The 22902-nt window shown below is 72.2% G+C and carries 20 protein-coding genes; 10 read left to right on the forward strand and 10 right to left on the reverse strand.

The genetic code is table 11. The annotated features are described in order from the left end of the window. Positions 1 to 9: 9 nt before the first annotated feature. Positions 10 to 1074: a hypothetical protein gene (locus DJ010_RS20220; RefSeq protein WP_109697162.1), complete on the reverse strand. Its 1065-nt coding sequence runs from the start codon at positions 1072 to 1074 to the stop codon at positions 10 to 12. Positions 1075 to 1120: 46 nt separating this feature from the next. On the opposite strand from DJ010_RS20220, the gene DJ010_RS20225 reads away from it, so the two are divergent. The 6 genes from DJ010_RS20225 (at position 1121) to DJ010_RS20250 (ending at position 6923) form a co-directional block, all read left to right on the forward strand. Next, positions 1121 to 2008 carry an NUDIX hydrolase gene (locus DJ010_RS20225; RefSeq protein ID WP_245927744.1) on the forward strand — a complete coding sequence of 296 codons (888 nt, stop codon included), beginning with the start codon at positions 1121 to 1123 and terminating at the stop codon, positions 2006 to 2008. A gap of 134 nt (positions 2009 to 2142) precedes the next feature. After that, on the forward strand, positions 2143 to 3264 hold the full coding sequence (locus tag DJ010_RS20230; protein ID WP_109697165.1) for a phosphate ABC transporter substrate-binding protein PstS: 1122 nt from the start codon (positions 2143 to 2145) through the stop codon (positions 3262 to 3264). Positions 3265 to 3342: 78 nt separating this feature from the next. Next, the gene (gene pstC / locus DJ010_RS20235; RefSeq protein WP_109697167.1) at positions 3343 to 4299 is read left to right on the forward strand and encodes a phosphate ABC transporter permease subunit PstC; all 957 of its coding nucleotides are present in this window, start codon (positions 3343 to 3345) and stop codon (positions 4297 to 4299) included. Between the two features lie 5 nt (positions 4300 to 4304). Then, positions 4305 to 5399, forward strand: coding sequence for a phosphate ABC transporter permease PstA (gene pstA / locus DJ010_RS20240; protein WP_109697246.1), 1095 nt, complete (start codon positions 4305 to 4307; stop codon positions 5397 to 5399). A 20-nt stretch (positions 5400 to 5419) separates the two neighbouring features. Beyond that, entirely contained in the window at positions 5420 to 6199 is a 780-nt protein-coding gene (pstB, locus tag DJ010_RS20245; RefSeq protein WP_109697169.1) for a phosphate ABC transporter ATP-binding protein PstB, read from the forward strand. 7 nt (positions 6200 to 6206) lie between these two features. Then, the gene (locus DJ010_RS20250; RefSeq protein WP_109697171.1) at positions 6207 to 6923 is read left to right on the forward strand and encodes a response regulator transcription factor; all 717 of its coding nucleotides are present in this window, start codon (positions 6207 to 6209) and stop codon (positions 6921 to 6923) included. Positions 6924 to 6937: 14 nt separating this feature from the next. Here the strand turns inward: DJ010_RS20250 and DJ010_RS20255 are convergent, their stop codons facing one another. The 3 genes from DJ010_RS20255 to DJ010_RS20265 form a co-directional block, all read right to left on the reverse strand. Beyond that, positions 6938 to 7951 (reverse strand): inorganic phosphate transporter, encoded by a 1014-nt coding sequence (locus DJ010_RS20255; RefSeq protein WP_109697173.1) that lies wholly within the window; start codon positions 7949 to 7951, stop codon positions 6938 to 6940. Positions 7952 to 7967: 16 nt separating this feature from the next. After that, positions 7968 to 8585 (reverse strand): DUF47 domain-containing protein, encoded by a 618-nt coding sequence (locus tag DJ010_RS20260; RefSeq protein ID WP_109697175.1) that lies wholly within the window; start codon positions 8583 to 8585, stop codon positions 7968 to 7970. A gap of 100 nt (positions 8586 to 8685) precedes the next feature. Then, positions 8686 to 10803 (reverse strand): RNA degradosome polyphosphate kinase, encoded by a 2118-nt coding sequence (locus tag DJ010_RS20265; RefSeq protein WP_109697177.1) that lies wholly within the window; start codon positions 10801 to 10803, stop codon positions 8686 to 8688. Positions 10804 to 10870: 67 nt separating this feature from the next. Here DJ010_RS20265 and DJ010_RS20270 point away from each other — a divergent pair, with 67 nt between their 5' ends. Next, entirely contained in the window at positions 10871 to 11893 is a 1023-nt protein-coding gene (locus tag DJ010_RS20270; protein WP_245927746.1) for an alpha/beta hydrolase, read from the forward strand. 28 nt (positions 11894 to 11921) lie between these two features. Here the strand turns inward: DJ010_RS20270 and DJ010_RS20275 are convergent, their stop codons facing one another. Genes DJ010_RS20275 through DJ010_RS20290 form a run of 4 tightly spaced genes read right to left on the reverse strand, consistent with a single transcriptional unit; the run spans position 11922 to position 17898 of the window. After that, complete coding sequence (locus DJ010_RS20275) at positions 11922 to 12512, reverse strand: hypothetical protein (protein ID WP_109697179.1); 591 nt, start codon at positions 12510 to 12512, stop codon at positions 11922 to 11924. A gap of 11 nt (positions 12513 to 12523) precedes the next feature. Further along, positions 12524 to 16234, reverse strand: a complete 3711-nt coding sequence (locus tag DJ010_RS22530) for a hypothetical protein (protein WP_109697181.1) — start codon at positions 16232 to 16234, stop codon at positions 12524 to 12526. Positions 16235 to 16245: 11 nt separating this feature from the next. After that, positions 16246 to 17151: a mycothiol synthase gene (gene mshD, locus DJ010_RS20285; RefSeq protein ID WP_245927748.1), complete on the reverse strand. Its 906-nt coding sequence runs from the start codon at positions 17149 to 17151 to the stop codon at positions 16246 to 16248. A gap of 18 nt (positions 17152 to 17169) precedes the next feature. Beyond that, positions 17170 to 17898 carry a response regulator transcription factor gene (locus DJ010_RS20290; protein ID WP_109697183.1) on the reverse strand — a complete coding sequence of 243 codons (729 nt, stop codon included), beginning with the start codon at positions 17896 to 17898 and terminating at the stop codon, positions 17170 to 17172. A 120-nt stretch (positions 17899 to 18018) separates the two neighbouring features. Here DJ010_RS20290 and DJ010_RS20295 point away from each other — a divergent pair, with 120 nt between their 5' ends. Beyond that, on the forward strand, positions 18019 to 18294 hold the full coding sequence (locus tag DJ010_RS20295) for a MoaD/ThiS family protein (protein WP_245927749.1): 276 nt from the start codon (positions 18019 to 18021) through the stop codon (positions 18292 to 18294). A gap of 60 nt (positions 18295 to 18354) precedes the next feature. After that, positions 18355 to 19689, forward strand: coding sequence for an O-antigen ligase family protein (locus tag DJ010_RS20300; protein WP_109697187.1), 1335 nt, complete (start codon positions 18355 to 18357; stop codon positions 19687 to 19689). On the opposite strand, the gene DJ010_RS20305 is transcribed toward DJ010_RS20300, so the two are convergent. Beyond that, a complete protein-coding gene (locus tag DJ010_RS20305) occupies positions 19670 to 20653 on the reverse strand; it encodes an NAD-dependent epimerase/dehydratase family protein (protein ID WP_109697189.1) in 984 nt (327 codons plus the stop codon). The two genes, DJ010_RS20300 and DJ010_RS20305, sit on opposite strands and share 20 nt — an antisense overlap. A 151-nt stretch (positions 20654 to 20804) precedes the next feature. Here DJ010_RS20305 and DJ010_RS20310 point away from each other — a divergent pair, with 151 nt between their 5' ends. After that, on the forward strand, positions 20805 to 21803 hold the full coding sequence (locus DJ010_RS20310; protein ID WP_158283080.1) for a GDP-mannose 4,6-dehydratase: 999 nt from the start codon (positions 20805 to 20807) through the stop codon (positions 21801 to 21803). Here the strand turns inward: DJ010_RS20310 and DJ010_RS20315 are convergent. Next, positions 21780 to 22877, reverse strand: coding sequence for a glycosyltransferase family 4 protein (locus DJ010_RS20315; protein WP_109697194.1), 1098 nt, complete (start codon positions 22875 to 22877; stop codon positions 21780 to 21782). The genes DJ010_RS20310 and DJ010_RS20315 overlap by 24 nt on opposite strands. Positions 22878 to 22902: the final 25 nt, after the last annotated feature.

The raw sequence follows: 22902 nt of genomic DNA on the forward strand, positions 1-22902 counted from the left end.
GCCCCGACGTCAGCAGGTGGCGAACAGCACCGGCCCGGTGGCCATGTCGGACATGACGTAGGTGCTGGGTTGGGGGTCGAGGGGGAGTACGACGACCGTTCCGTCGGCGGTGACCTCGCCGAGGGCGAAGAGGTCGGGGAAGGCGCCGCCCTGGCCGGGGGCGGGTCCGGCGGCGAGCTGGGAGCGGGTGTCGGCGTTGGTGCGGGCCTGGTCCTCGGTCTCGAACGACATCGCCACGCGCACGTCCCCGCCCGGCAGGGCGGCGATGGCGTAGGCGCGGTAGGGGTGGATGTCGCCGGCCTGGGCGACCAGCTCGGCGCCGCGGGTGCGGTCGGCGTCGGAGGCCTGGGTCATGGAGAGCGCGACGCAGGCGTAGTCGGCGGCGTAGATCGACGCGGCCAGGGCGCCCTCCTCGGCGTCGGCCACCTCGGCGATGCCGTCGTCGAGGCCGGTGCCGCGCTGGTCGTCGCGCCAGGTCTCGAGAGTCGCGCTCTGGTCGCTCCCGGCGAGCACCCGGCGGTCGCGGTCGATGGTGATGAACGCGAGCTCCTGGGAGACGCCGCCGATCGTGGCCAGCAGGTCCGGGCCGCCGATCCAGACGTCGTCGTCGAGGCTGGGCTTCTGGTAGCCGAGCTCCTCCAGCTGGTCCTCGACCCGGTCGAGGTCGAGCGAGTCGGGCAGCCCGACGATCACGATGGCGCCCTCCTCGCTCTGCGCGAACAGCTCCCAGTCGACCGTGGCGGGGGAGAAGCCGAAGTCGGTCTGCAGCGTCGGCGCGGAGGAGACCAGGGCCGACGGGGAGATGACGTCGGCGTCGAAGCCGTCGCTCAGGAACTCCTCGACGTCCTCGGTCGGCGAGGCCGCGGACAGGTCGGCGTCCAGCTCCTCGCGGATGCCGGACCAGTCGATCCAGCCGATGCGGGCGCTCGCCTCCGGGGCCATCCCGACGGCGCGCGCGAGCCGCCCGGGACCGTCCTCGTCGTCGCGCGACGTGACGAACCAGACGACGCCACCTGCCACCAGGAGGAGGACGACGGCGCCGATGACCAGCAGGTGACGACGCGACATCGACATGGAGTCGACTCTCCTCTCGGGGCGGACAAGGTGTGACACTAACGCCGTGCCCACGTCGAAGCCCGCGACGCCCCCGGACATCCGCGCCGCCGGCGTGGTCACGTTCCGGCCGGGCCGCGAGGTCCTGCTCGTCCACCGGCCGAAGTACGACGACTGGTCGTTCCCCAAGGGCAAGCTCGAGCGCTGGGAGCACCCGGCCGCCGCCGCGGTCCGCGAGGTCGCCGAGGAGACCGGGCTGCACGTGCGGCTGGGCCCGCCGCTGACCTCGCAGCGCTACCGCACCGGCCGCCGGATGAAGACCGTCCAGTACTGGACCGGCCGCGTCGTCGGTGACGACGACGTCAGCCTCTACCGGCCCAACGACGAGATCGACCAGGTCGCCTGGGTGCGCCTCGACAAGGCCGAGGCGATGCTCACCTACCCCTACGACCGCGAGACCCTCGCCGAGGCGGCCGCCGTACGACGACGCACCCACGCCGTGGTCGTGCTCCGCCACGCGCAGGCCCGGTCCCGCAAGGCGTGGCGCGCCGACGACGCGCTGCGACCGCTCCTCAAGAGCGGCCTCACCGACGCCCAGCGCCTGGTCCCCCTGCTCGCGGCGTACGACGTCGACCGCGTCGTGTCCTCCACCAGCACCCGCTGTGTGCAGACCGTCGCGCCGTACGCCGACGTCGCCGACCGCGAGATCGACACCCGCCGCCGGCTCAGCGAGGAGCACGTCTCGGAGAAGGGCGTGCAGAAGGTGCTCGACCAGCTGCTCGACCACGACCGGGGCGGGGTCATCTGCACCCACCGCCCCGTCCTCCCCACCGTGTACGACGCGCTCGGGCTCCGTCCCGCCGAGCAGGGTGAGGAGCTGGCACCCGCCGAGCTGCTCGTCCTGCACGTGCGCAAGGCCGGCATCGTCTCCGTGGAGCGCCACGCGGTCGGATAAGTACCCGACTGTTCACCTCTCGTTCAGCCGCGTCCGGACCTTGCGTTACCGGTGCTCCCTAGCGTCCGGGACGTCAAGGAACAACTACACGGGGGGCGACGTGCGATGCCCCTCAGTCCCGAGAGGCAGAACTCTTGAACGTCACTCCCATCCGACGGGCGCTGGTCCCCGGCGTCGCGGCGCTGGCCCTCCTCCTCTCCGCCTGTGGCGGCGACGCCGAGGGCGACAGCGGTGACGGCGGCGACGCCGCCGACCTGGCCAACCTGTCCGGCGAGGTCGCCGGCGGCGGCGCCTCGTCCCAGGAGGCAGCACAGCTGGCGTGGATCGCCGGCTTCACCACCGTGGCTCCCGAGGCCACCGTCACCTACGACCCGGTCGGCTCCGGCGGCGGCCGCGAGAGCTTCATCTCCGGCGCCTTCGCGTTCGCGGGCTCGGACTCCTACCTCACCGACGAGGAGGGCGAGCTGACCTCCGCGACCGAGCGGTGCGGCGGCGAGGCGCCCATCCAGATCCCGAACTACATCAGCCCGATCGCGATCATCCACAACGTCGAGGGCGTCGACGACCTGAACCTCTCCCCGGAGGCGCTGGCGGGCATCTTCGCCGGCAAGATCACGAAGTGGGACGACCCGGCGATCGCCGCGACGAACGAGGGCGTGTCCCTCCCGTCGGCGGCCATCGACGCCGTGCACCGGTCCGACGAGTCGGGCACCACCGAGAACTTCACCGACTACCTCGACGCGGTCGCGGCGACCCAGTGGGACGCCGGTGTCGTGGAGACCTGGCCGGAGGAGTACGGCGGCCAGGGTGCCCAGGGCACGTCCGGGGTCGTCGACGCGGTCACCAGCGGCACCAACTCGATCGGCTACGCCGACGCCTCGCAGGCCGGTGACCTCGCTGTCGCGAACATCGGCGTCGGTGAGGAGTTCGTGGCGCCGACGCCGGACGCGGCGGCCAAGATCCTCGAGGTCTCGCCCCCGGCCGAGGGAGCGTCCGACACCGCGCTGATCTTCGACCTCGACCACACCACGGCCGAGGCCGGCACCTACCCGATCGTGCTGACGTCGTACCTCATCGCCTGCCAGACCTACAGCGGTGACGAGGCGGCGGCCGGCGAGCTCGCGAAGGGCTACCTCTCCTACATCGTGAGCGCGGAGGGCCAGCAGTTCGGCGCCGACGAAGCGGGCTCCGCACCGCTGAGCGACGAGCTCTCGAGCCAGGTCCAGGACGTCGTCGAGGGCATCACCGTCGAGTGATCACGGACGGACCTCGGAGGTGGCCCGGGACGTTGACCCGGCCCGGGCCGCCTCTCTCCTCCGGCTGAAGAGAAGGAAATGACCGACACCACCACCGACCAGCCTCCGCGGCTGGACGACTCCGGCAGCAGGGCGACGCGCGCCGGCGACTCGATCTTCTCGGGACTCGCCAGCGCGGCGGGCCTGACCATCCTGCTGGCACTGGCCGGCGTGGCTCTCTTCCTCGTCATCGAGGGTGCGCCGGCGTTCACGGCGTCCGGCGAGTCGGCGTACGGCAAGGACAACATCGTCGTCTACGTCTGGCCGCTGCTCTACGGCACGCTGCTGGCGGCGGTGCTGGCGATGGTCATCGTGACGCCGCTGGCCGTCGGCCTGGCGCTCGTCATCTCGCACTACGCACCGCGACGGGTCGGCACCTACCTCGGCTACCTGATCGACCTGCTGGCCGCGGTCCCGTCGGTCGTCTACGGCCTGTGGGGGCGGGTCGTGCTGGCGCCGGCGCTGCTGCCCCTCTACCTGTGGCTGTCGGACAACCTGGGGTGGATCCCGTTCTTCGACGGCGGCGAGAGTGGCCCGACCCACGGCCGCACGATCTTCACCGCCGGCATCGTGCTCGCGGTGATGGCGCTGCCGATCGTCACCGCCATCTGCCGGGAGGTCTTCATCCAGACCCCCCGGATCCACGAGGAAGCCGCGCTCGCCCTGGGCGCCACCAAGTGGGAGATGATCCGGATGACCGTCTTCCCCTATGCGCGGTCCGGTGTCATCTCCGCCGTGCTGCTCGGGCTGGGCCGGGCACTCGGCGAGACGATGGCCGTCGCCATGGTGCTCTCCGGCGCGGGGATCATCACGATCGACCTCATCGGCACCCAGAACCCGTCGACGATCGCCGCGAACATCGCCCTCAACTTCGGCAACGCGTCCGGCTCCAAGATCAACACACTGATCTTCAGCGGGCTGGTGCTCTTCGTCGTCTCCTTCGCTGTCAACTTCGTCGGCCGCTGGATCGCCTCCCGCGGAGAGGTCAAGGGGTGACGCACATGACCGAGCTGCTCGAGCCGGAAGCGCCCGTACGGCGCCCCATCCCCCTCCAGGCCCCCCAGCTCCCGCGGTGGGCGCCGCCCGTGGCGCTGTTCCTGTCCCTCGCGGCAGCCGGGCTGGTCGGGCTGCTGCTCGGCTGGGGCCCGGCCGGGATCGCGGTCGTGGCCTGGGTGCTGTTCCTCGTCGGTTTCACCGGCTGGGCGCAGGCCATCGAGGGTCGGCGCAAGGCGGTCGACCGGATGTTCGCGACCCTGATCTGGTCGACGTTCGTCATCGCCATGGTCCCGCTGGTCAGCGTGACCTGGGAGGTCGTCAGCAAGGGACACGGCATCATCGGCGCCGACTTCTTCGCCAACGACATGCGCGGCGTGCTCGGCGAGACGAACATCGTGACCGGCGAGCCCGGGGGCATCAAGCACGCCCTCGTCGGCACGCTGATGATCACCCTGACCGCCACCGCGATGGCGGTGCCGGTGGGCGTGATGGCCGCGATCTACCTGGTCGAGTACGGCAAGCGCACGCGGTTCGCCCGCACGATCACCTTCCTCGTCGACGTCATGACCGGCATCCCCTCCATCGTCGCGGGGCTGTTCGCCTTCTCGCTGCTCACGCTGATCTTCGGGGCCGCCTACCGCTCCGGGTTCGGTGGCTCGGTGGCGCTGGCGGTGATCATGGTGCCGATCGTGGTCAGGGCGACCGAGGAGATGCTCAAGCTGGTGCCGGACGAGCTCCGCGAGGCGTCGTACGCCCTCGGCGTGCCGAAGTGGCGCACGATCGTCAAGGTGGTCCTCCCGACCGCGTTCGGCGGCATCGCCACCGGCGTCACCCTCGCGGTCGCCCGGGTGGCGGGGGAGACGGCCCCGCTCCTCATCATCGCCGGCAGCACGACGGTCGCGAACTGGAACGTCTTCGAGGGCCGGATGATGACCCTCCCGGTCTTCATCTACTCGTCGGTGACGACGGGTGGCAAGTACGCCGCCGAGCAGGAGGCCCGCGCGTGGGGAGCCGCGCTCGTCCTCGTCGTGATCGTGATGTCCCTCAACCTCCTCGCCCGCCTGCTCGGGAAGATCTTCAGCCCCAAGACCGGCCGCTGACGCGACCCAAGGAAAGAGAAATGGCCAAGAGCATCGACGTCTCCGACGTCAACATCTACTACGGCGACTTCCTCGCCGTCGAAGGCGTCAACATGTCCATCCGGGCGCGCTCGGTCACGGCGTTCATCGGCCCCTCCGGCTGCGGCAAGTCGACCTTCCTGCGGTCGCTCAACCGCATGCACGAGGTGATCCCCGGCGCGCGCGTCGAGGGGAAGATCGTCGTCGACGCCCAGGACCTCTACGCGCCGGGCGTCGACCCGGTGGCGGTACGTCGCCAGATCGGCATGGTCTTCCAGCGGCCGAACCCGTTCCCGACGATGTCGATCTACGACAACGTCCTCGCCGGCAACCGCCTCAACTCCAAGAAGATGAAGAAGTCCGAGGCCGACGACATCGTCGAGAAGTCGCTGCGGGGCGCCAACCTCTGGACCGAGGTCAAGGACCGGCTCGGGAAGCCGGGCATGGGCCTCTCCGGCGGCCAGCAGCAGCGCCTCTGCATCGCCCGGGCGATCGCCGTCGAGCCGCAGGTGCTGCTGATGGACGAGCCGTGCTCCGCGCTGGACCCGATCTCCACCTCCGCGATCGAGGACCTGATCCACGAGCTCAAGTCCGAGTACACGATCGTCATCGTCACCCACAACATGCAGCAGGCGGCGCGGGTCTCCGACGAGACCGGGTTCTTCAACCTGAAGGCGACGGGCGAGCCCGGGCACCTCGTCGAGTTCAACCCGACCGCCAAGATGTTCGCCAACCCGGACAACGCGGCGACCGAGGCCTACATCTCGGGCCGCTTCGGCTGAGCCGGGGATGGTCTCGCCTCGGGAGCAGACCGTCCGCAGCTACCTCCACCGCTGGGCCGAGACGGCCGGGGCGCAGCTGCTGGTCGTGGACCCCGGCACCGACGACTGCGGCCTCAGCGACGGCATGGCCGGCCGCGGGGTGCACGTCACGTGGGTGCCGACGACGGTCGAGGGCCTGATCGCCTACGGGCGGCTGGACCCGCAGGCCGTCGTCGTGTCACCGGCCGCGCCGGGTGTGCCGGCCACCGAGTTCGTGACCGCGATCCGCGGGCACGGTTCGCCGTACGTCGTCGCGGCGCTCGAGCCGCAGCACGCGGCCGACGTCGGCCGGATGATGCTCGCCGGCGCCAGCGCCGTGGTCGAGCGGCCCTACTCCCCCGACCACCTGTGGCAGCTGCTGGTCCACTCCTCCCGGTCGCTCGAGCAGCACGCGCGGGTCTCGGTGGGCCCGATCGAGCTCGACGCGGCGGCCTACCGCGTGCGCATCGACGGGGAGCGGATCGCGGACCTGCCGCTGAAGGAGTTCGAGCTGCTCCGGGCGCTGCTGCTCCGGGCGCCCGGCATCGTCAGCGACGCCGAGCTGCGCGACGCGCTGTGGGGGTCCGACGAGCGCCGCCCCAGCGGTAGCACGATCGCCATGCACGTCACCCGGCTGCGACGACGGCTCGGCGACGCCGGCGACGTACGACGGATCCGGGGCCGGGGCTACTCGCTGTCGGTCTGATCCCCTGTGCAGCCTTAGAGACGGGTGATCCCGTGGAGGATCCAGTAGCTGACGGCCGCCACCGAGGCTGCCATCGGGAAGGTCAGGACCCAAGCGGTGAGGATGGTCCGCGCGACGCCCCAGCGGACCGCGGAGAGCCGCTTCGTGGCACCGACGCCCATCACCGCCGAGGTGATCGTGTGCGTGGTCGAGATCGGGGCCTCGTAGACGTAGGCCGTCGTGTAGAGGACCGACGCTGCGACCGACTCGGCGGCGAAGCCCTGCGGGGGCTCCAGGTGGATGATGCGGCGGCCGAGTGTGCGCATGATGCGCCAGCCGCCGGCCCAGGTGCCGAGCGAGATCGCGGCAGCCGCGGCGAAGATGACCCACAGCGGCAGCTCGCCGCCGTCCGCCTCGCTCGCGGCGTAGCCGCCGGTGACGAGGGCCAGGAAGATCACGCCCATCGTCTTCTGGGCGTCCTGGAGGCCGTGGCCGAGGGCCATCGCCGCGGCGGAGATCGTCTGCGCGATCCGGAAGCCGCGGTTGGCCTTGTGCGGGTTGGCCTTCCGGAAGATCCACAGCACGGCCAGCATCACGACGAATCCCGCTGCGAACGCGAAGATCGGGGAGAGGAACATCGGGATGACGACCTTCTCCAGCACCGTGCTCCACGAGACCGTCACGCCGCCCGCGATCGCCGACCCCACCAGGCCGCCGATGAGCGCGTGGGACGACGACGAGGGGAGCCCGAAGTACCAGGTGATCAGGTTCCAGGCGATCGCCCCGAGGAGCCCTGCCATCACGATGATCAGGCCGTGGTTGTTCTCCGGTGGCGAGATCGTGTCGCTGACGGTGTGGGCGACCTTCTGGCCGAGGAAGGCGCCGACGAAGTTCATGACGGCGGCGAGCGCGAGCGCGATCCTGGGGGTGAGCGCGCGGGTCGACACCGAGGTGGCGATCGCGTTCGCAGCGTCGTGGAACCCGTTCGTGTAGTCGAAGACGAGCGCGACGACGACGACCGCGATCACGATCGCGAGGGTGACGGTCACGGGAGGAGAACCTCGGTCAGCTTTCCTTGACGGCGATCTGCTCGACGATGTTGGCCACCTTCTCGAAGGCGTCGATGGCCCCCTCCAGCGACTCCGCGACGTCCTTGAGCTTCAACACCTCGATGGTCTTGTAGTCGCCGGAGAACAGGTTGGCCAGCATCCGTCGGTGGTTCTTGTCACCAGCGTTCTCGAGCCGGTTGATCTCGATCCAGTAGTCCTCGAGGGACTGCATCGACTGGAGCCGGGGCATCGCCTCCGCCGTGAGCTCGGCGCAGCGCTGGATGACGGTGACCTGCTCGGAGAGCTCCGCCGGCAGCATGCCGACCTCGTAGAGGAGCACCAGGTCCACAGCCTCGTCCATCATGTCCATGACGTCGTCGAGCCCCGAGCCGAGGGAGTAGATGTCCTCCCGGTCGAACGGCGTGACGAAGGTGCTGTTGACCTTCTTCACGATCGCGTGGGTGGTCTCGTCGGCGGCGTGCTCGGCCTCGCGCATGCGCTGGGCGACGTCGGCGCGGTCGGAGCTGTCGGACAGCATCTCGGCCAGGAGCTCTGCTCCGAGGACCAGGTGCTGAGCGGAGTTGGTGAAGAGGTCGTAGAAGGACGTATCGACCGGACGCAGACGCAGACGCACGTGGACTCCCGTTGAGGCGGAGAGGAACGCCTTCATGCTAGGGGGTGAACGAGTCCGGGATGCAAACCCGGGTCCGCATCCGGCCGTGTGGCCTGGCGCACTACTGCACGTGACGGCGGTGGCGGTGCCTCTCGATCTCGGCCTCCTGGAGGTGCACCGGGCCCGGGTGGCGGGTCCAGTCGCCGTCGGGACCGAGCTCCCAGGCGTCGGTGCGCGGGTCGAACGCCCGCTCGAGCAGCGCGCTGATCTCGGCCACGTTGTCGGGGTTCGGCAGCCGCACCAGCACCTCGACCCGGCGGTCGAGGTTGCGGTGCATGAGGTCGGCGGAGCCGATCCACGTGCGCGGGTCCCCGGCGTTGGCGAACCAGAAGATCCGGCTGTGCTCGAGGAACCGGCCCAGGATCGACCGGACCGTGATGTTCTCCGACAGGCCCGGCACACCCGGCCGGAGCGCGCAGATCCCGCGCACCAGCAGCTCGACCCGGACACCCGCCCGCGAGGCCCGGTAGAGCGCCTCGATGACCTCCTCGTCGACCACCGAGTTGACCTTGATCCGGATGCCCGAGGCGAGGCCGGCCCGGTGGTTCGCGATCTCGGCGTCGATCTGCTCGATCAGCCCGGAGCGCACCGAGTCGGGCGCCACCAGCAGCTCGCCGTACTTGGCCTTCCGCGACCAGCCGCTCAGGTTGTTGAACAGGTGCGCGACGTCCTCACCGATCGCTTCGTCGGTCGTGAGCAGGCCGATGTCCTCGTACATCCGCGCGGTCTTGCTGTTGTAGTTGCCGGTGCCGATGTGGATGTAGCGCCGGATGCCCTCGGGCTCGTCGCGGACCACCATCGCCAGCTTGCAGTGGGTCTTGAGGCCCACCAGCCCGTAGACGACGTGGCAGCCGGCCTGCTCGAGCTTGCGCGCCCAGCGGATGTTGGCCTGCTCGTCGAAACGCGCCTTGATCTCGACCAGTGCCAGCACCTGCTTGCCGGCCTCGGCCGCGTCGATGAGGGCGTCGATGATGGGGGAGTCGCCAGAGGTCCGGTAGACGGTCTGCTTGATCGCGAGCACGTGCGGGTCGGCGGCCGCTTGCTCGATGAAGCGCTGGACCGACGTCGCGAACGAGTCGTAGGGGTGGTGGAGCAGCACGTCGTGCCGGCGCAGTGCCTTGAACACGTCGACCGGCGCCGCCGACTCGACCTCGGCCAGCAGCGGGTGCGTGCTCGGCACGAACGCCGGGTACTTCAGGTCCTCGCGGGCCAGGTCGGCGATGCCGTGGAGACCGCGCAGGTCGAGCGGCCCGGGCAGCCGGACCACCTCGGCCATGCTGATGTCGAGCTCGGAGACGAGGAGCTCGAGGACCGAGGGGGCGATCGACTCCTCGACCTCCAGGCGCACCGGCGGGCCGAACTTCCGGCGCAACAGCTCCTTCTCCAGGGCGGCCAGCAGGTTCTCGGCGTCGTCCTCCTCGACCTCGACGTCCTCGTTGCGGGTCACCCGGAAGGTGTGGACCTCGAGCACGTCCATGCCGGGGAACAGCCGCGCCAGGTGCTCGCCGATCACGTCCTCGAGCGGCACGAAGCGGTCGTTGCCGAGCGGGACGAACCGGTCGAAGTTCGAGGGCACCTTGACGCGGGCGAAGTGCTGCTTGCCCGTCTTCGGGTTGCGAACGACGACCGCGAGGTTGAGCGAGAGGCCGGAGATGTAGGGGAACGGGTGCGCCGGGTCGACGGCGAGCGGCGTCAGGACCGGGAAGACCCGCTCCTTGAACAGCCGCTTGCACGCTCGCTGCTCGTCGCGGTCGAGGTCGGCCCAGCGCACCAGCTCGATGCCCTCCGCGCGCAGCGCCGGTGCGATCCGGTCGCGGAACAGGGCCGCGTGCCACTGGGACAGCACGTCGGCCTGCTCCCAGATCGACTCCAGCGTCTCGCGCGGCAGCAGCCCGGAGGCCGCCTTGACCGCCAGCCCGGTCGCGATCCGTCGCTTCAGGCCGGCCACCCGCACCATGAAGAACTCGTCGAGGTTGCTCGCGAAGATGGCCAGGAACCGGGTGCGCTCGAGCAGCGGGAGCGATGAGTCCTCCGCGAGCTCGAGCACCCGCTGGTTGAAGCGCAGCCAGGACAGCTCGCGGTCCAGGAACCGGTCGGGCGCCGGACCGACCTCCTCGGGCGGGTCCTCGCGACGCAGCGACGTGATGTCGACCGGCTCGGGGACCTGCTCCTGGACCATGCGCCGAGTGTCCCACTCCCAGGTGAACGGCAGGTGTCGTTCGGGAGGTCGGCTAGCGTCGTCCGCTGTGAGTGCCCGCGGTGTCGTCGAGTCCGTGCTCCTCCGCGCCCTGCTGGCGCCCTCGCCCGCCCGGCGGCTGGTCGCCGGGCGCCCGGTGACGGTGGACGGGCAGACGCTGGCCCCCGACCTGCAGGCGATGCTCCGGCTGCAGTCGATCGCCCGTCCGCGCAACGAGGAGGTGCCGATCGAGAAGCTGCGGGCCGGTATGCGCACCGAGACCGCCCTCGTCGGCGGGAAGCAGGCGATCGGCTCGACCCGCGACCTCACCGTGGCCGGCCGCCCCGCCCGCCACTACCTGCCGAGCTCGCCGGTCTCGGACGAGCCGGGACCGCTGCTGGTCTTCCTCCACGGCGGCGGCTTCATCGAGGGCGACCTGGACACCCACGACGCGCCCTGCCGGGTGCTGGCCGAGCGGTCGGGGGTGCCGGTGCTGGCGCTGACCTACCGGCGCGGACCGGAGCACCCGTTCCCCGCGGCCCACGACGACGCGGACGAGGGGTTCCGCTGGGTCGTGGACCACGCCGACGAGCTGGGCGCCGACCCGGCGCGGATCGCGGTCGGGGGCGACTCGGCAGGCGCCAACCTGGCCGCGTCGGTCGCCCTGGCGGCGGCGCGCGACGGCGTCCCCCTCGCCTGGCAGCTGCTGATCTACCCGGTCACCCGGGTCGGCATCGTCACGCCCAGCCGCGAGCGCTTCGCGGAGGGCTTCTACCTCAGTGCCGAGTTCATCGACCGGGCCGACGCGTCGTACACGCCGCGCCAGGAGGACCGCGACGACCCGCGCATCTCGATCCTGGAGGCGGAGATCCCGCCGGGGCTGGCGCCCGCGTACGTCGTGACCGCAGGCTTCGACCCGCTCCGCGACGAGGGCGAGGCCTACGCGCGCCGGATGGCGGACGCCGGGGTGGCGGTCGAGCTCGAGCGGCGCACCGACCAGATCCACGGGTTCTTCAACATCGTCGGCGTCGGGCACACACCGCGCGCCGGCGTCGACAAGATGGCCGACCGGTTGCGGGCCGCGCTCGCTTGAGCCGTGCGCGCCAGGGCCCCGCTCGGGATCAGAGGTCGGGCCGGTGCTCCCGCAGCCGTCGGACGAACTCGGCGGGGTCGACCATGGTGTCGTCGACGACGAAGTCGTCCATGCCGCGACGGTGGAACCGCACCGCCCAGTAGGAGTCGCCCGGCTGGCCGTCCATGTCCAGGTGCGTGCCGTCGTTGCGGAGGTCGAAGCGGTACGACGTCTCGCCCTTCTTGATGTAGACGACCCCGTTGGAGATGTCGATCTCGACGCCGCCGACCCGCGTGCGGGCCGCCGCGTAGGCGAGCACCACCGTCAGCAGGATCATCGCGAACCCGAAGGTCGTGTTCAGGTTGTCGTTGACGAGCGCCAGGAACGCCACCATGCCGGCGACGACGGCGGTCGCCGCGAGGATGATCGAGAGCACCCGCGGGTCGCTGCCGTCGCGGGAAAGGCCGTGACCCGAGCCGGTGTCGCTGTCGAAGATCGAGATCGGGGACTCGGCCGCGACCTCGAGCTCGGCGATCCGCTCGTGCGCCGCAGCCAGCGCCGCGGTCAGGTCGGCGACCTGCTGCTCGGCCGCCGCGCAGCGCTCGGCGAGCGCGTCGCGTTGCGCCCGCACCGGGTCCACGCTCGACCCGCCTACAGGTCCGGTCGCCACTGCCGCAACGCTTCGACGAAGGTGCGCGGGTCCACGAACTTGCTGTCGATCTCGACCGGGGACATGCTCCGGCGGAGGATCACGACCTTCCAGCCGCTCCTGCCCGGCGTGCCGATCTGCTCGATCTGCGTGTTCGGGCTGGTGATGTCGAACGTGCTGGAGAAGTCGCCGTAGACGACCTTGAGCACGCCGTGCGAGTCGAGGTGGACGGTGCGGACGTGGGCGATCGCGCGCAGCGCGTACATGAGCAGGCCCGCGGTCAGCACGCTGAGCGCCACGCTGAGGCCGATGTCGTCACGCAGCGTCCCCTGGAGGGCGTAGCGGCCGACGACGGCGGCGGAGGCCAGCGCGGCGAGGATCGCGACGATCGGCAGGACGCCGCTGCCGCGCTTGGCGTGGTAGGGCTGGTGCTTGCCGGTCGTGACCAGCTCCGCCTCGGGCTCGTCCTCGAGCACGGCGACCGCGGTGTCGTCGGCCTCGCCGACCTCGACGATCTCGTCGACGTCGCCGACTTCGTCGCCCTCGTGGATCTCGTCGACCTCGCCGACTTCGTCGTCGCCGTCCTCGTCGGCCGCGAAGTCCTCGCCGAAGTGGTCGAACTCGTCGTACTCGTCGTACTCGTCGTCGTCGGTGGCGCCGGTCTCGACGAACTCCTCGACGGCCTCGGTCTCGGTCTCGGTCTCGGTCTCGGTCGGCGCGGGAGTCTCGGCGGTGCCGGTCGGGAACGGCCGGGCACCGGGCCACGAACCGGCCCAGCGGTCGAGCAGCTCCTCGCCCGAGCCCGAACCGCTCTGGGCGGCGGGCTGGTCGGCCGCCTGGTCGGCGTCCGGCTCGGCCACGGGAAGCGGGTCGGCGAGCGGGTCGAGGGGCTCGGGCGTCGTGCCCGTGGACTCCTTGAGCGCGACCCAGCGGTCGAACAGCGTCTTGGGGCCCTCGTCGACCGCCTCGTCGGCGTCCGCGGCGACCGGCTCGGTCGTCGCCGGCTCGTCGGTGGCCTCGTCGTCGGCCCGGCGCCGGCCGGTGGTGACCGGGACGGAGGTCAGCTCGTGCCAGCGGTCGAGCAGCGACTCGGCCGCGTTGGAGACGGCAGGGTCCGGCGTCGCCGCCGCAGCGGGGGCGGCCGGGGCGGCGGCGGGGGCTGCGGACGCCGCCGGCGTCTCCCAGCCCTCGGACTCCTTGATGGCGGCCCAGCGGTCGAGGAGGTTCTCGCCGGCGGGCGCGGCTTCGACCGCGGCAGCGGCCTGGGCCTGCGCGGCCTCGGCTGCCTCGGCCTCGGCCTCGGCGAGCGCCGCGGCCTCGGCTTCCGCCTCGGCGGCAGCAGCGGCCTCCGCGTCGGCTCGTGCCTGCGCCTCGGCGGCAGCGGCCGCGTCCGCGTCGGCCTGCGCCTGGGCGGCGGCAGCGGCGTCGGCCTCGGCCTGTGCCTGGGCGGCGGCCTCGGCCTGCGCCTGGGCAGCGGCGGCGGCCGCCTCGGCCTCGGCACTGGCGGCAGCGGCGGCCTCGGCGTCGGCGCGCGCGGTGGCGGCGGCGTCGGCCTCGGCGCGGGCCGCGGCGGCGCGCGCCTCGTACTCCTCGCGCGCCCGGGCGGCAGCCTCCATCTGCTCCTGCGCCCTGGCCTGGGCCTCGGCGGTGGTCGCCTCGGCCTCGGCGGCGCGGGCCCGGGCGGACTCGATCTCGAAGGCGAGGGACGCCGCGCGGGTCTCGGCCTCGGCGCGGGCCTGCGCCTGCTCGGCCGCCATCTGCTCGGCGGCGGCGCGGGCCTGGGCGTGCTCGAGGGCCTGCTGCTCGGCCTTCATCAGCTCGGCCTGGACGCTGGTGAGCGCGGCCTGCTGGGCGATCGCCGACCGCTCGAGCTCGACGAGCGCCTCCCGAGCGCGGTTCTCGGCGTCGGTGCGGGCGCGGCTCGCCTCTTCGGCGATCCGCTCGGCCTCCGCCAGCGCCTGGGTCGCGGCCTTCTTCTCGTCGGCCAGGGCGGCGGCGGACTGGTGGGCGGCCGCTGCGGCGGCCTGCGCCTCGCGGGCCAGCTCGACCTGCTCGCGGGCGGCCTCCTCGGCCAGCCGACGGGCCTCGTGCGCCTCCTCGGCGGCGCGTGCCTGGTGGGCGGCCGACTCGTCGGCGGCGCGGCGGGCGGCCATCTGTGCCTCGGCACGGGCGGACGCCTCCTGGGCCCGGCGCTCGGCGGCCTCTGCGGTCTCGAGCGCGATCCGGGCCAGCTCGGCCTGCTCCTGGGCGGCGATCTCGGCGGCCTGGCGGGCCTCGTGGGCCTCGCCCGCCAGCCGGGCGTGCTCGGCAGCGGCGGACTCGGCCGCGGCGCGCTGCGAGACGGCCTCCTGGGCGAGGACGCCGTGCTCGGCCGCGCTGTTGGCGGCCGCCTCGGCGAGTCGGCGGGCGCGCTCCTCCGCGGCCTCGGCGGCCTGGAACGCCTGCTGGGCGAGTGCGGCCTGCTGGCGGGCCGACTCCTCGGCCGCGGCCCGGGCCGCGGCGATCTCGGCCGAGCTGCGCTCGGTGGCCTCGCGCTCCTCGAGCATCCGGCGTGCGAACTCGGCGTGCTCGGCGGCGGTGGCGGCGGCGGCCTCGGCGACCGCGCGGGCGCGCTCCTCGGCCGCGGCCCGCTCCTCGTGCGCGCGGCGGGCGGCGTCGGCGTACTCCTGGGCGGCGCCCTCCGCGGCCTGGCGAGCCGAGGCCGCCTCCGCGGCGAGGGCCGCCTGCTCGCGGGCGTAGGCCTCGGCCTGCATCCGCTCGGCGTGGGCGGCAGCGGCGAGCGCGGCCTGCTCCTCGGCGCGTCGCTCGGCGGCCTCGCGGTCCTCGGCCACGGCACCGGCCAGCTCGGCCCGCTCCCGGGCGGCTGCCTCGGCGGCCTCGCGGGCGGCGGCGGCCCGGCGGGCGACCTCCTCGGCCTCGGCGCGGGCGCGGCTCGCCTCGGCGGCGACGGCGGCCTGCTCGCTGGCGAGGCGGTCGGCCTCCTCGCGGGCGTTGGCGGCCCGCTGCGCGGCCTCCTCGGCGGCGATCCGCTCGGCCGCCTGCTCGGCGGCCGCCATCTCGGCGTCGCGGCGCAGCTGGGCGGCCAGGCTGGCGACCGCCTCGGTGTGGGCGGCGTCGACCTTCTCGGGCGTCTCCGGCCCGAGGCCGAGCGGGTCGTCGCCCAGGTCCTCGACGTCACCGTCGCCGGCCGCCACCGTGCGCGGCACCACGGTGTCGCCCTTGCGCCGCGGCCAGATCTTGCGCTGGGGCGGGGCGTCGGGGAGCGGCTCGGCGAAGCCGATGTCGAGCGCGTCTGCGATCACCTTCCGCGCCATGTCGATGTCGTGGGCGTCGGCGGTGGCGTCCTCGGCGTCGGCGCCCAGGGCGGGCTCCGGCTGCACGAAGGAGGACCAGTCGACCGAGTCGTCACCCTCGGGCGCGAACTCGTCGTACTCCTGCGGCTCCGGACGCGCCTTGCTGGCGACCCGGCTGGCGATGTCGCCGCCCGGCTCCAGCGGTCCCTCCAGGGGATCCTGCGGCTCGGGGGTCGCCGTGTCGTCGCCTGCGTCGTCCGCGGCGACGCTCCGGCGGATGAACGCCTCGACGTCCTCCGGGTCGAGCTCCTCGACCTCGGGACCCTCGTCCTTGCGCTTCCAGGGCAGCCGTCGACCACGCCCACGGCGTGGGCCATCGAACCCGCGCTCGTCGGGCTCGTCGTCGGCGACCGAGCTCATAGGTGTCGATGCTATCTGTGAGAAGGGGTTTCTTGTGACGGTTGCGACTCGTGGGACGCACGTCGGTACTGCACGTGGGTGTCGGCCGTCGCATGAGTAAACCCGAGACCGCCGTAGAGGTGACGGGCAGGTTCGTTGTCGGACTCGACGTAGAGGTGGACCTCCGCCACGCCGCGGCTGGCGAGGTGGCGCAGGCCGGCGATCGTGAGCGCCTTGCCGACCCCGCGCCCGTGGGCAGCGGGGGAGACGCCGACGACGTAGACCTCGCCGACCTCCGCGTCGTGCCGCTTGGTCCAGTGGAACCCCAGCAGCCGGTCGTCCTCGTCGAACGCGAGGAGCAGCCCGGCCGGGTCGAACCACGGCTCGGCCATCCGCTCGGCCAGGTCGTCGGCCGACATCGATCCCTGCTCGGGGTGGTGGGCGAACGCGGCGGCGTTGACCGCGAGCACACCCTCGGCGTCGGCCGCGCCGCCGAAGTCCCGGATGGTCACGCCGGGCGGGAGGTCCCCCTCCGACGGCAGCGGTACGGCGGTGGGCCGGCGCATCACCCACAGCTCCCGGGCGCGGGCGAACCCGAGCCGCTCGGCGAGCACCCGGGCCGCCGGGTGGTCGCCGTGCGACCACGCCGTCAGCTCGCCCGCCTCGGCGGTCGCCAGCGCGGCCAGTCGCCCGCCCAGCCCGCGGCCCCGGGCCTCCGGCGCGACCGCCAGGTCGAGCGCCTGCTGGTGTCGCAGCGCGAAGCCGTCGTCCTCGACCCACGTGGCCGTGTCGGCCAGCCCGTGGTGCTTGAGCCGCAGGTGGACCGCCTCGTCGACCGGGTCGTGGCCGTCGGCCTCCCGGCAGGCGCGCCGGACGGCTTCGATGGCGTCGATGGCGTCGATGGCGTCGATGGCGTCGAGCGGGTCGGGTGAGCTCACCCGCACCAGCCTAGGCGGCTAGGCGTCCGCTGCCTCACCCTGCGGCACGTGCTCGTCCGCGGTCGCGGCGCTGGGCACCACGAAGCGGTAGCCGACGTTGCGGACGGTGCCGATGAGGGTCTCGTTCTCGGGACCGAGCTTGGCGCGCAGCCGTCGTACGTGGACGTCGACGGTGCGGGTGCCGCCGAAGTAGTCGTAGCCCCAGACCTCCTGGAGCAGCTGCTGCCGCGAGAACACCCGGCCCGGGTGCTGCGCGAGGAACTTCAGCAGCTCGAACTCCTTGAACGTCAGGTCGAGCACCCGGCCGCCGACCTTGGCGGTGTAGGTCGCGTCGTCGACGACGACCTCGCCCGAGCGGATGACGTGGGCGTCGGGGTCGGCCGCCTCGCGGGCGGCGACCAGCCGGCCGATGGCCAGCTTGATCCGCGCCTCGAGCTCGGCCGGGCCGCAGGTGTGGAGGACGACGTCGTCCATGCCCCAGTCGTGGGACACGACGGCCAGCCCGCCCTCGGTGGCGACGAGGATGACCGGCACGTCGGTGCCGGTGGTCCGGATCAGGCGGCACAGGTCGCGGGAGCCGGCGAGGTCCTGGCGGCCGTCGACCAGCACGAGGTCGGACTCGGGCGCCTCGAGCAGCGCGCTGCCCTCGGCGGGCAGGATCTTGACCTGGTGACCGAGCAGTGCCAGTCCGGGCAGGACCTCGGCGGAGGGCTGCAGGGCACTGGTCAGGAGCAGAAGGGTGCTCATCCCGGGTCTCCTCGCTGGCGCGCGCGCCGTAGAGAGACCGAAACGCAACACTGGGCCTCGGCCGGTTGTCCGATGGGAGACGATATCGAAACGGCGACGTCACGCGGAAGGGAAACGACGGTGGATGAGACGCAGGTCATCCGCGTCCGCTACTGGGCGGCGGCGCGGTCGGCGGCCGGGACCGCGGAGGACGTCGTCGACGTGAGCGGTCCGACCACGCTGGCCGACCTCACCGCAGAGGTCGTACGACGACACGCGGGCACTCGTCTGCCGGACGTGATCGCGGTCTGCTCGGTGCTCGTCGGCGACCAGCCGGTCGGCACCCGGGACGCCGCCGCGGTGGTCGTGCCGCCGGGTGCGACGGTGGAGTTCCTGCCACCGTTTGCCGGTGGCTGAGTCTTCCCGGCCGTAACCGCCTAGACTCCCGCGGGGTTGCAACGAGGTGAAGGGAACCGGGTGGTCACCCAGGTGAGGGGCAGGAGCAGCGGCGTCGTCGCCACGCTCGTTGCCGTGCTGCTCGCGTCCGGGCTCATCTTCGTCGCGACCAAGGGCCTCCTCTACGCCGTCGTCGCGGTTGTGCTGGCCGCCTACCTCGCGTTCGTCGTGGCCTTCGGGTCGCGGGTGACCGGCATCGCCTGCATGATGGCCGCGTTCGCCACGGCACCCGCCTACCGCGGTCTCGAGCAGATGATCGGCGGCATCCCGCCGTGCGACGCGTTCGTCATCATCGGCGTCATCCACCTGCTGCCCACGTTCGTGGGCAACAAGCTGAAGCTGCCCACGGTCTACCTGTCGGGCCTGCTCATCATGTCGGTGATGAGCCTGGTGTCGGTCATCGTCACCGGCGACCTGCTCATCAACGCGTTCTACGCCGTGCAGTGGCTGTTCTTCATCGGCGTGCTGCCGATCCTCGTGGCGTGGTGGCGGCCCGAGCTCAAGGCCATCAACCTGATGCTCTGGAGCTACCTGGGCGGCCACCTGATCAGCACCGCCTACGCCTTCGTCGAGGGCCCGATCCACGCCGGCCGGTACGACGGCCTCACCCACCACCCGAACGCGTTCGGCCTCGCCGGCCTGACCTCGATCGTGATCGTCCTGTACTTCGTGCCGATCTACCGCGGGTTCTTCGTGCGGGTGGTCCTGCTCGGCTTCGTGGCGACCAGCCTGCTGTCGATCGTCATCAGCGGCAGCCGCGCCTCGATCATCGTGCTCGTCGTGATCGTCCTGCTCGTCCCGCTGGTCGAGCGGTCCGCGGTCACCGGCTTCGCCTGGGTCGGCCTGGGCGCCCTCGGCGTGCTGAGCATCCCCTACATCATCGACATCTTCGGCGAGGAGTCCGCGATCGGCCGGCTCGCCGGCTCGGGCACGGCCAGCGCCTCGGACGCGGTGCGCACCGAGGGCCTCAAGGTCGGGTTCGACCGGCTGTGGTCCTCACCGATCGTCGGCAGCGGCTTCAACAAGGTCGAGGAGTTCCACAACGTCTTCCTCGAGGCCGCGATCGCGGTCGGCTTCATCGGCCTCATCGGCTACCTCATGGTGCTCTACAAGCTCGCGCGGCCGCTGTTCTCGGCGCACCCGCTGCGCCGGCTGAGCTACATGGTCTGGGTCTACATGGGCGTCGGCCCGACCTTCCCGGGCCTGTGGGACCGCACGGTGTGGGTGCCGGCGTCGCTCGCCGCCCTCGCCATGCTGGCGCCGTACGTCCGCAAGAAGCACGACGCGCCGGCCGACCTGGTGGTCGAGCCGGCGCGCGAAGCCGTGCCGAGGGCGGTCAGCCCAGGTCGCGCTTGACCTGGTCGTAGACCCACGCGTAGGTCTTGGACAGGCCGTCCACCAGGCTGATCGACGGCTCCCAGCCGAAGACCTCGTTGATGATCGTGTTGTCGGAGTTGCGGCCGCGCACGCCCTGCGGCGCGTCGAGCTGGTAGGACCGCTCGCACTTGATGCCCGCGAACTCCTCGACGATCGAGTAGAGCTGGTTGATCGACACCAGCTCGGAGCTGCCGAGGTTGATCGGCTCGACGTGGTCGGAGCCGAGGATCATCTGGGAGCCGCGCACGCAGTCGTCGATGTACATGAAGCTGCGGGTCTGCTCGCCGTCGCCCCAGATCTCGATCTCGTGGTTGCCGGTGATGACCGCGGTCGCGATCTTGCGGCACACCGCGGCCGGGGCCTTCTCGCGGCCGCCGGTCCACGTCCCCTCGGGGCCGTAGACGTTGTGGTAGCGAGCGACCCGGGTCTGCAGGCCGTAGTCCTCGCGGAAGTGCCGGCACATCCGCTCGGTGAAGAGCTTCTCCCAGCCGTAGCCGTCCTCCGGCATCGCCGGGTAGGCGTCGGCCTCCTTGAGCGCGGTGATGGCGGTGTCGGTCTGCTTGTCCGCCGCGTAGACGCACGCGGAGGAGGAGTAGAAGAACCGCTCGACGTCGTGCGCCTGCGCCGCCTGCAGCATGTGGGTGCTGGTGAGCACCGACAGCATGCAGAGCGCCTTGTTGTTCTCGATGAAGCCCATGCCGCCCATGTCGGCGGCGAGCATGTAGACCTCGCCGGCCCCGGCGGTCGCGTCGAAGGCGCTCTCGCGCAGGGACAGGTCGGCCTGGACGTTCTCGGCGTCCTCGTGCACCTGGTACCACTCGTCGGTCGGCTTCACGTCCACCGAGCGCACGGTCTTGCCCTGCGCGAGCAGGTCGGCCACGAGGTGACCCCCGATGAAACCGCCGCCTCCGGCGACCACGACATCCACTGGTCGAACAGACATGTAGCCAAACACTCCAATCGGTGGTGCCCCCATGGTTGTGGCCCGCACTCTCCCACCCGCGTGACCACGGTGCCGGGGACCGACACATCGTGGGCGCAGACGAGGACGTCCGGGTCCCTTGTCCCGGAAGGGTACTTCTAGGCTGACGCCCGTGCAGGAAGAACCGGGACGAACCGTCCTCATCACCGGCGTGACCGGACAGGACGGCATCTACCTGGCGCGCTTCCTCCGCGCTCGCGGCGCCCGGGTCGTCGGGGTGGCACCGGCGGCCGCCGCACCACCCGCCCTGCGCACGGCGTACCTCGGCGACGTCGAGGTGGTGCCGCTCGACGTGTGCGACGACGACCAGGTGCGGGCGCTCGTCGACCGGGTCCGACCGGACGAGGTCTACAACCTGGCCGCGGTGAGCTCGGTCGCCCGCAGCTGGGACGAGCCCGACATCACCTACGCGGTCAACCAGGGGGCGGTGGAGACGCTGGTGCGGGCGCTGCTCGACCTGCGTGGCCGGACCGGGCACGAGGCTCGCTTCTTCCAGGCGTCCTCGGCCGAGGTCACCGGCTCCGCCGCGCACAGCCCCTACGCGCAGGCGAAGGCGGCTGCGGAGGAGGTGGTGCGCGAGGTGCGGGAGCGCCAGGGCCTGCACGCCTGCTACGCCCGCCTGCACAATCACGAGAGCCCGTTGCGCACCACGGCCTTCGTCACCGGCAAGATCACCCGCGCCGTCGCGGAGATCGCGGCCGGTCGCGTCGACGAGCTGCGGCTCGGCAACCTCGACGTCAGCCGCGACTGGGGCTTCGCCGGGGACTACGTCGACGCGATGTGCCGGATGGTCGCGGCCGACGAGCCGCGGGACCTGCCGATCGGCACCGGCGTGGCCCACCGGCTGGCCGACCTGCTCGCGACCGCGTTCGCGGTGGTCGGCATCGACGACCCGGCGCCGTACGTCGTCACCGACCCGGCCCTCGTCCGGCCGGCCGACACCGCGGTCCTCGTCGCCGACCCCGAGCCGGCCGCTGGCGCGCTGGGCTGGCGGGCGACGACGTCGTTCGAGGACCTGGTGCGGCTGATGGTCACCGTCGACCAGGAGCGGCTGCGGACCGGCGTCGCCGACGACGTGCGGTACCTGTCAGTCGGCGGCACCGAGCAGTGAGTCCCGGACGACGGTCGCGGTCCGCCGCCAGGCGAAGCCGTCGGTGAACCGCCGGCCGGCGGCGAGCTGGTCGGGGGTGAGTGCGAGCGCCCGATCGATCGCGGCGGCGAGGTCCTCCGGTGACGTCGACGCGGCCACGACGGCGTGCCCGCCGGTCACCTCGGCCAGCGCCGGGTCGTCGGACACCACGACCGGCTTGCCCAGCCGCATCGCCTCGATCGCCGGCAGCCCGAACCCCTCGAAGTCCGACGGGAAGATCACCAGGCCCGCGCCCGCGAAGCAGTCCTGGAACTGCGCGTCGTCGAGCCACGGCATCAGCTCCACCCGGTCGCCGATGCCGAGTGCGGCGACCCGCTCGGTGGCGGCCGCCCGGTCCGAGCTCCCCATGCCGACCAGCCGCAGCCGCCACGCCTCTCCTGGGCCCGGCGAAGGGTGGGTGCGGCAGAACTGCGCCCAGCCCTCGATGACGGCGTCGGCGTTCTTGTTGCCGAAGTGCCCGAACGCCAGGGCGTACGGCGGGCCGTCGGCCGCGACCGCGGGCCAGTCGTCGACGTGGTCGCTGCCGAGCTGGGCGGCCACCCCGTGCCGCGCGAGGCGCGGGTGGCGGGTCCGCAGGTCGGTGAGGGTGCGCTCGGAGATCGTGTAGATCCCATCGGCGCGCCGCATCGTCCAGCCCCACGAGACCCGTCGCGAGAGCCGCGTCTTCCCGGAGAACTGGTGCGGCCGCAGCTCGTGGCGCAGGTCGTAGAGGATCAGGCCGCGGCGGGTGCCCGCGCCGTAGCCGGCCAGCCCGCTCGCCGGCACGGCCGCGAGCACGGCGTCCGGACGCAGCCGACGCGCCGCACGTCGTACGCCGAAGGAGCGGAGCCACGCCGCCCCGGCGGGACCGCCGACGGGCGGGGTCACGGTCTCCACGGCGTAGCCCTCCGGCACCGAGAACGCGGGCCCGGAGCCGTCGACGAGCACGGTGACCCGGTCGTCGGGGAACGCCTGCCGCCAGCCGCGCAGCAGGTGCTCGACCACGATCGCGGAGCTTCCGTAGCGGACGACGACGGCGTCCACGACCAGGTGCATGGGGTGATCCCTTCGAATCCTTCGA

This window comes from Nocardioides silvaticus (genome assembly GCF_003160695.1).
Classification (GTDB): Bacteria; Actinomycetota; Actinomycetes; order Propionibacteriales; family Nocardioidaceae; genus Nocardioides; species Nocardioides silvaticus.

Coding starts and splice junctions, on each gene's coding strand:
- pstC (WP_109697167.1), top strand. CDS start 3,343: ATGACCGACACCACCACCGACCAGCCTCCGCGGCTGGACGACTCCGGC.
- DJ010_RS20220 (WP_109697162.1), bottom strand. CDS start 1,074: ATGTCGATGTCGCGTCGTCACCTGCTGGTCATCGGCGCCGTCGTCCTC.
- DJ010_RS20250 (WP_109697171.1), top strand. CDS start 6,207: ATGGTCTCGCCTCGGGAGCAGACCGTCCGCAGCTACCTCCACCGCTGG.
- pstA (WP_109697246.1), top strand. CDS start 4,305: ATGACCGAGCTGCTCGAGCCGGAAGCGCCCGTACGGCGCCCCATCCCC.
- DJ010_RS20315 (WP_109697194.1), bottom strand. CDS start 22,877: ATGCACCTGGTCGTGGACGCCGTCGTCGTCCGCTACGGAAGCTCCGCG.
- DJ010_RS20265 (WP_109697177.1), bottom strand. CDS start 10,803: ATGGTCCAGGAGCAGGTCCCCGAGCCGGTCGACATCACGTCGCTGCGT.
- DJ010_RS20290 (WP_109697183.1), bottom strand. CDS start 17,898: ATGAGCACCCTTCTGCTCCTGACCAGTGCCCTGCAGCCCTCCGCCGAG.
- DJ010_RS20305 (WP_109697189.1), bottom strand. CDS start 20,653: ATGTCTGTTCGACCAGTGGATGTCGTGGTCGCCGGAGGCGGCGGTTTC.
- pstB (WP_109697169.1), top strand. CDS start 5,420: ATGGCCAAGAGCATCGACGTCTCCGACGTCAACATCTACTACGGCGAC.
- DJ010_RS22530 (WP_109697181.1), bottom strand. CDS start 16,234: ATGAGCTCGGTCGCCGACGACGAGCCCGACGAGCGCGGGTTCGATGGC.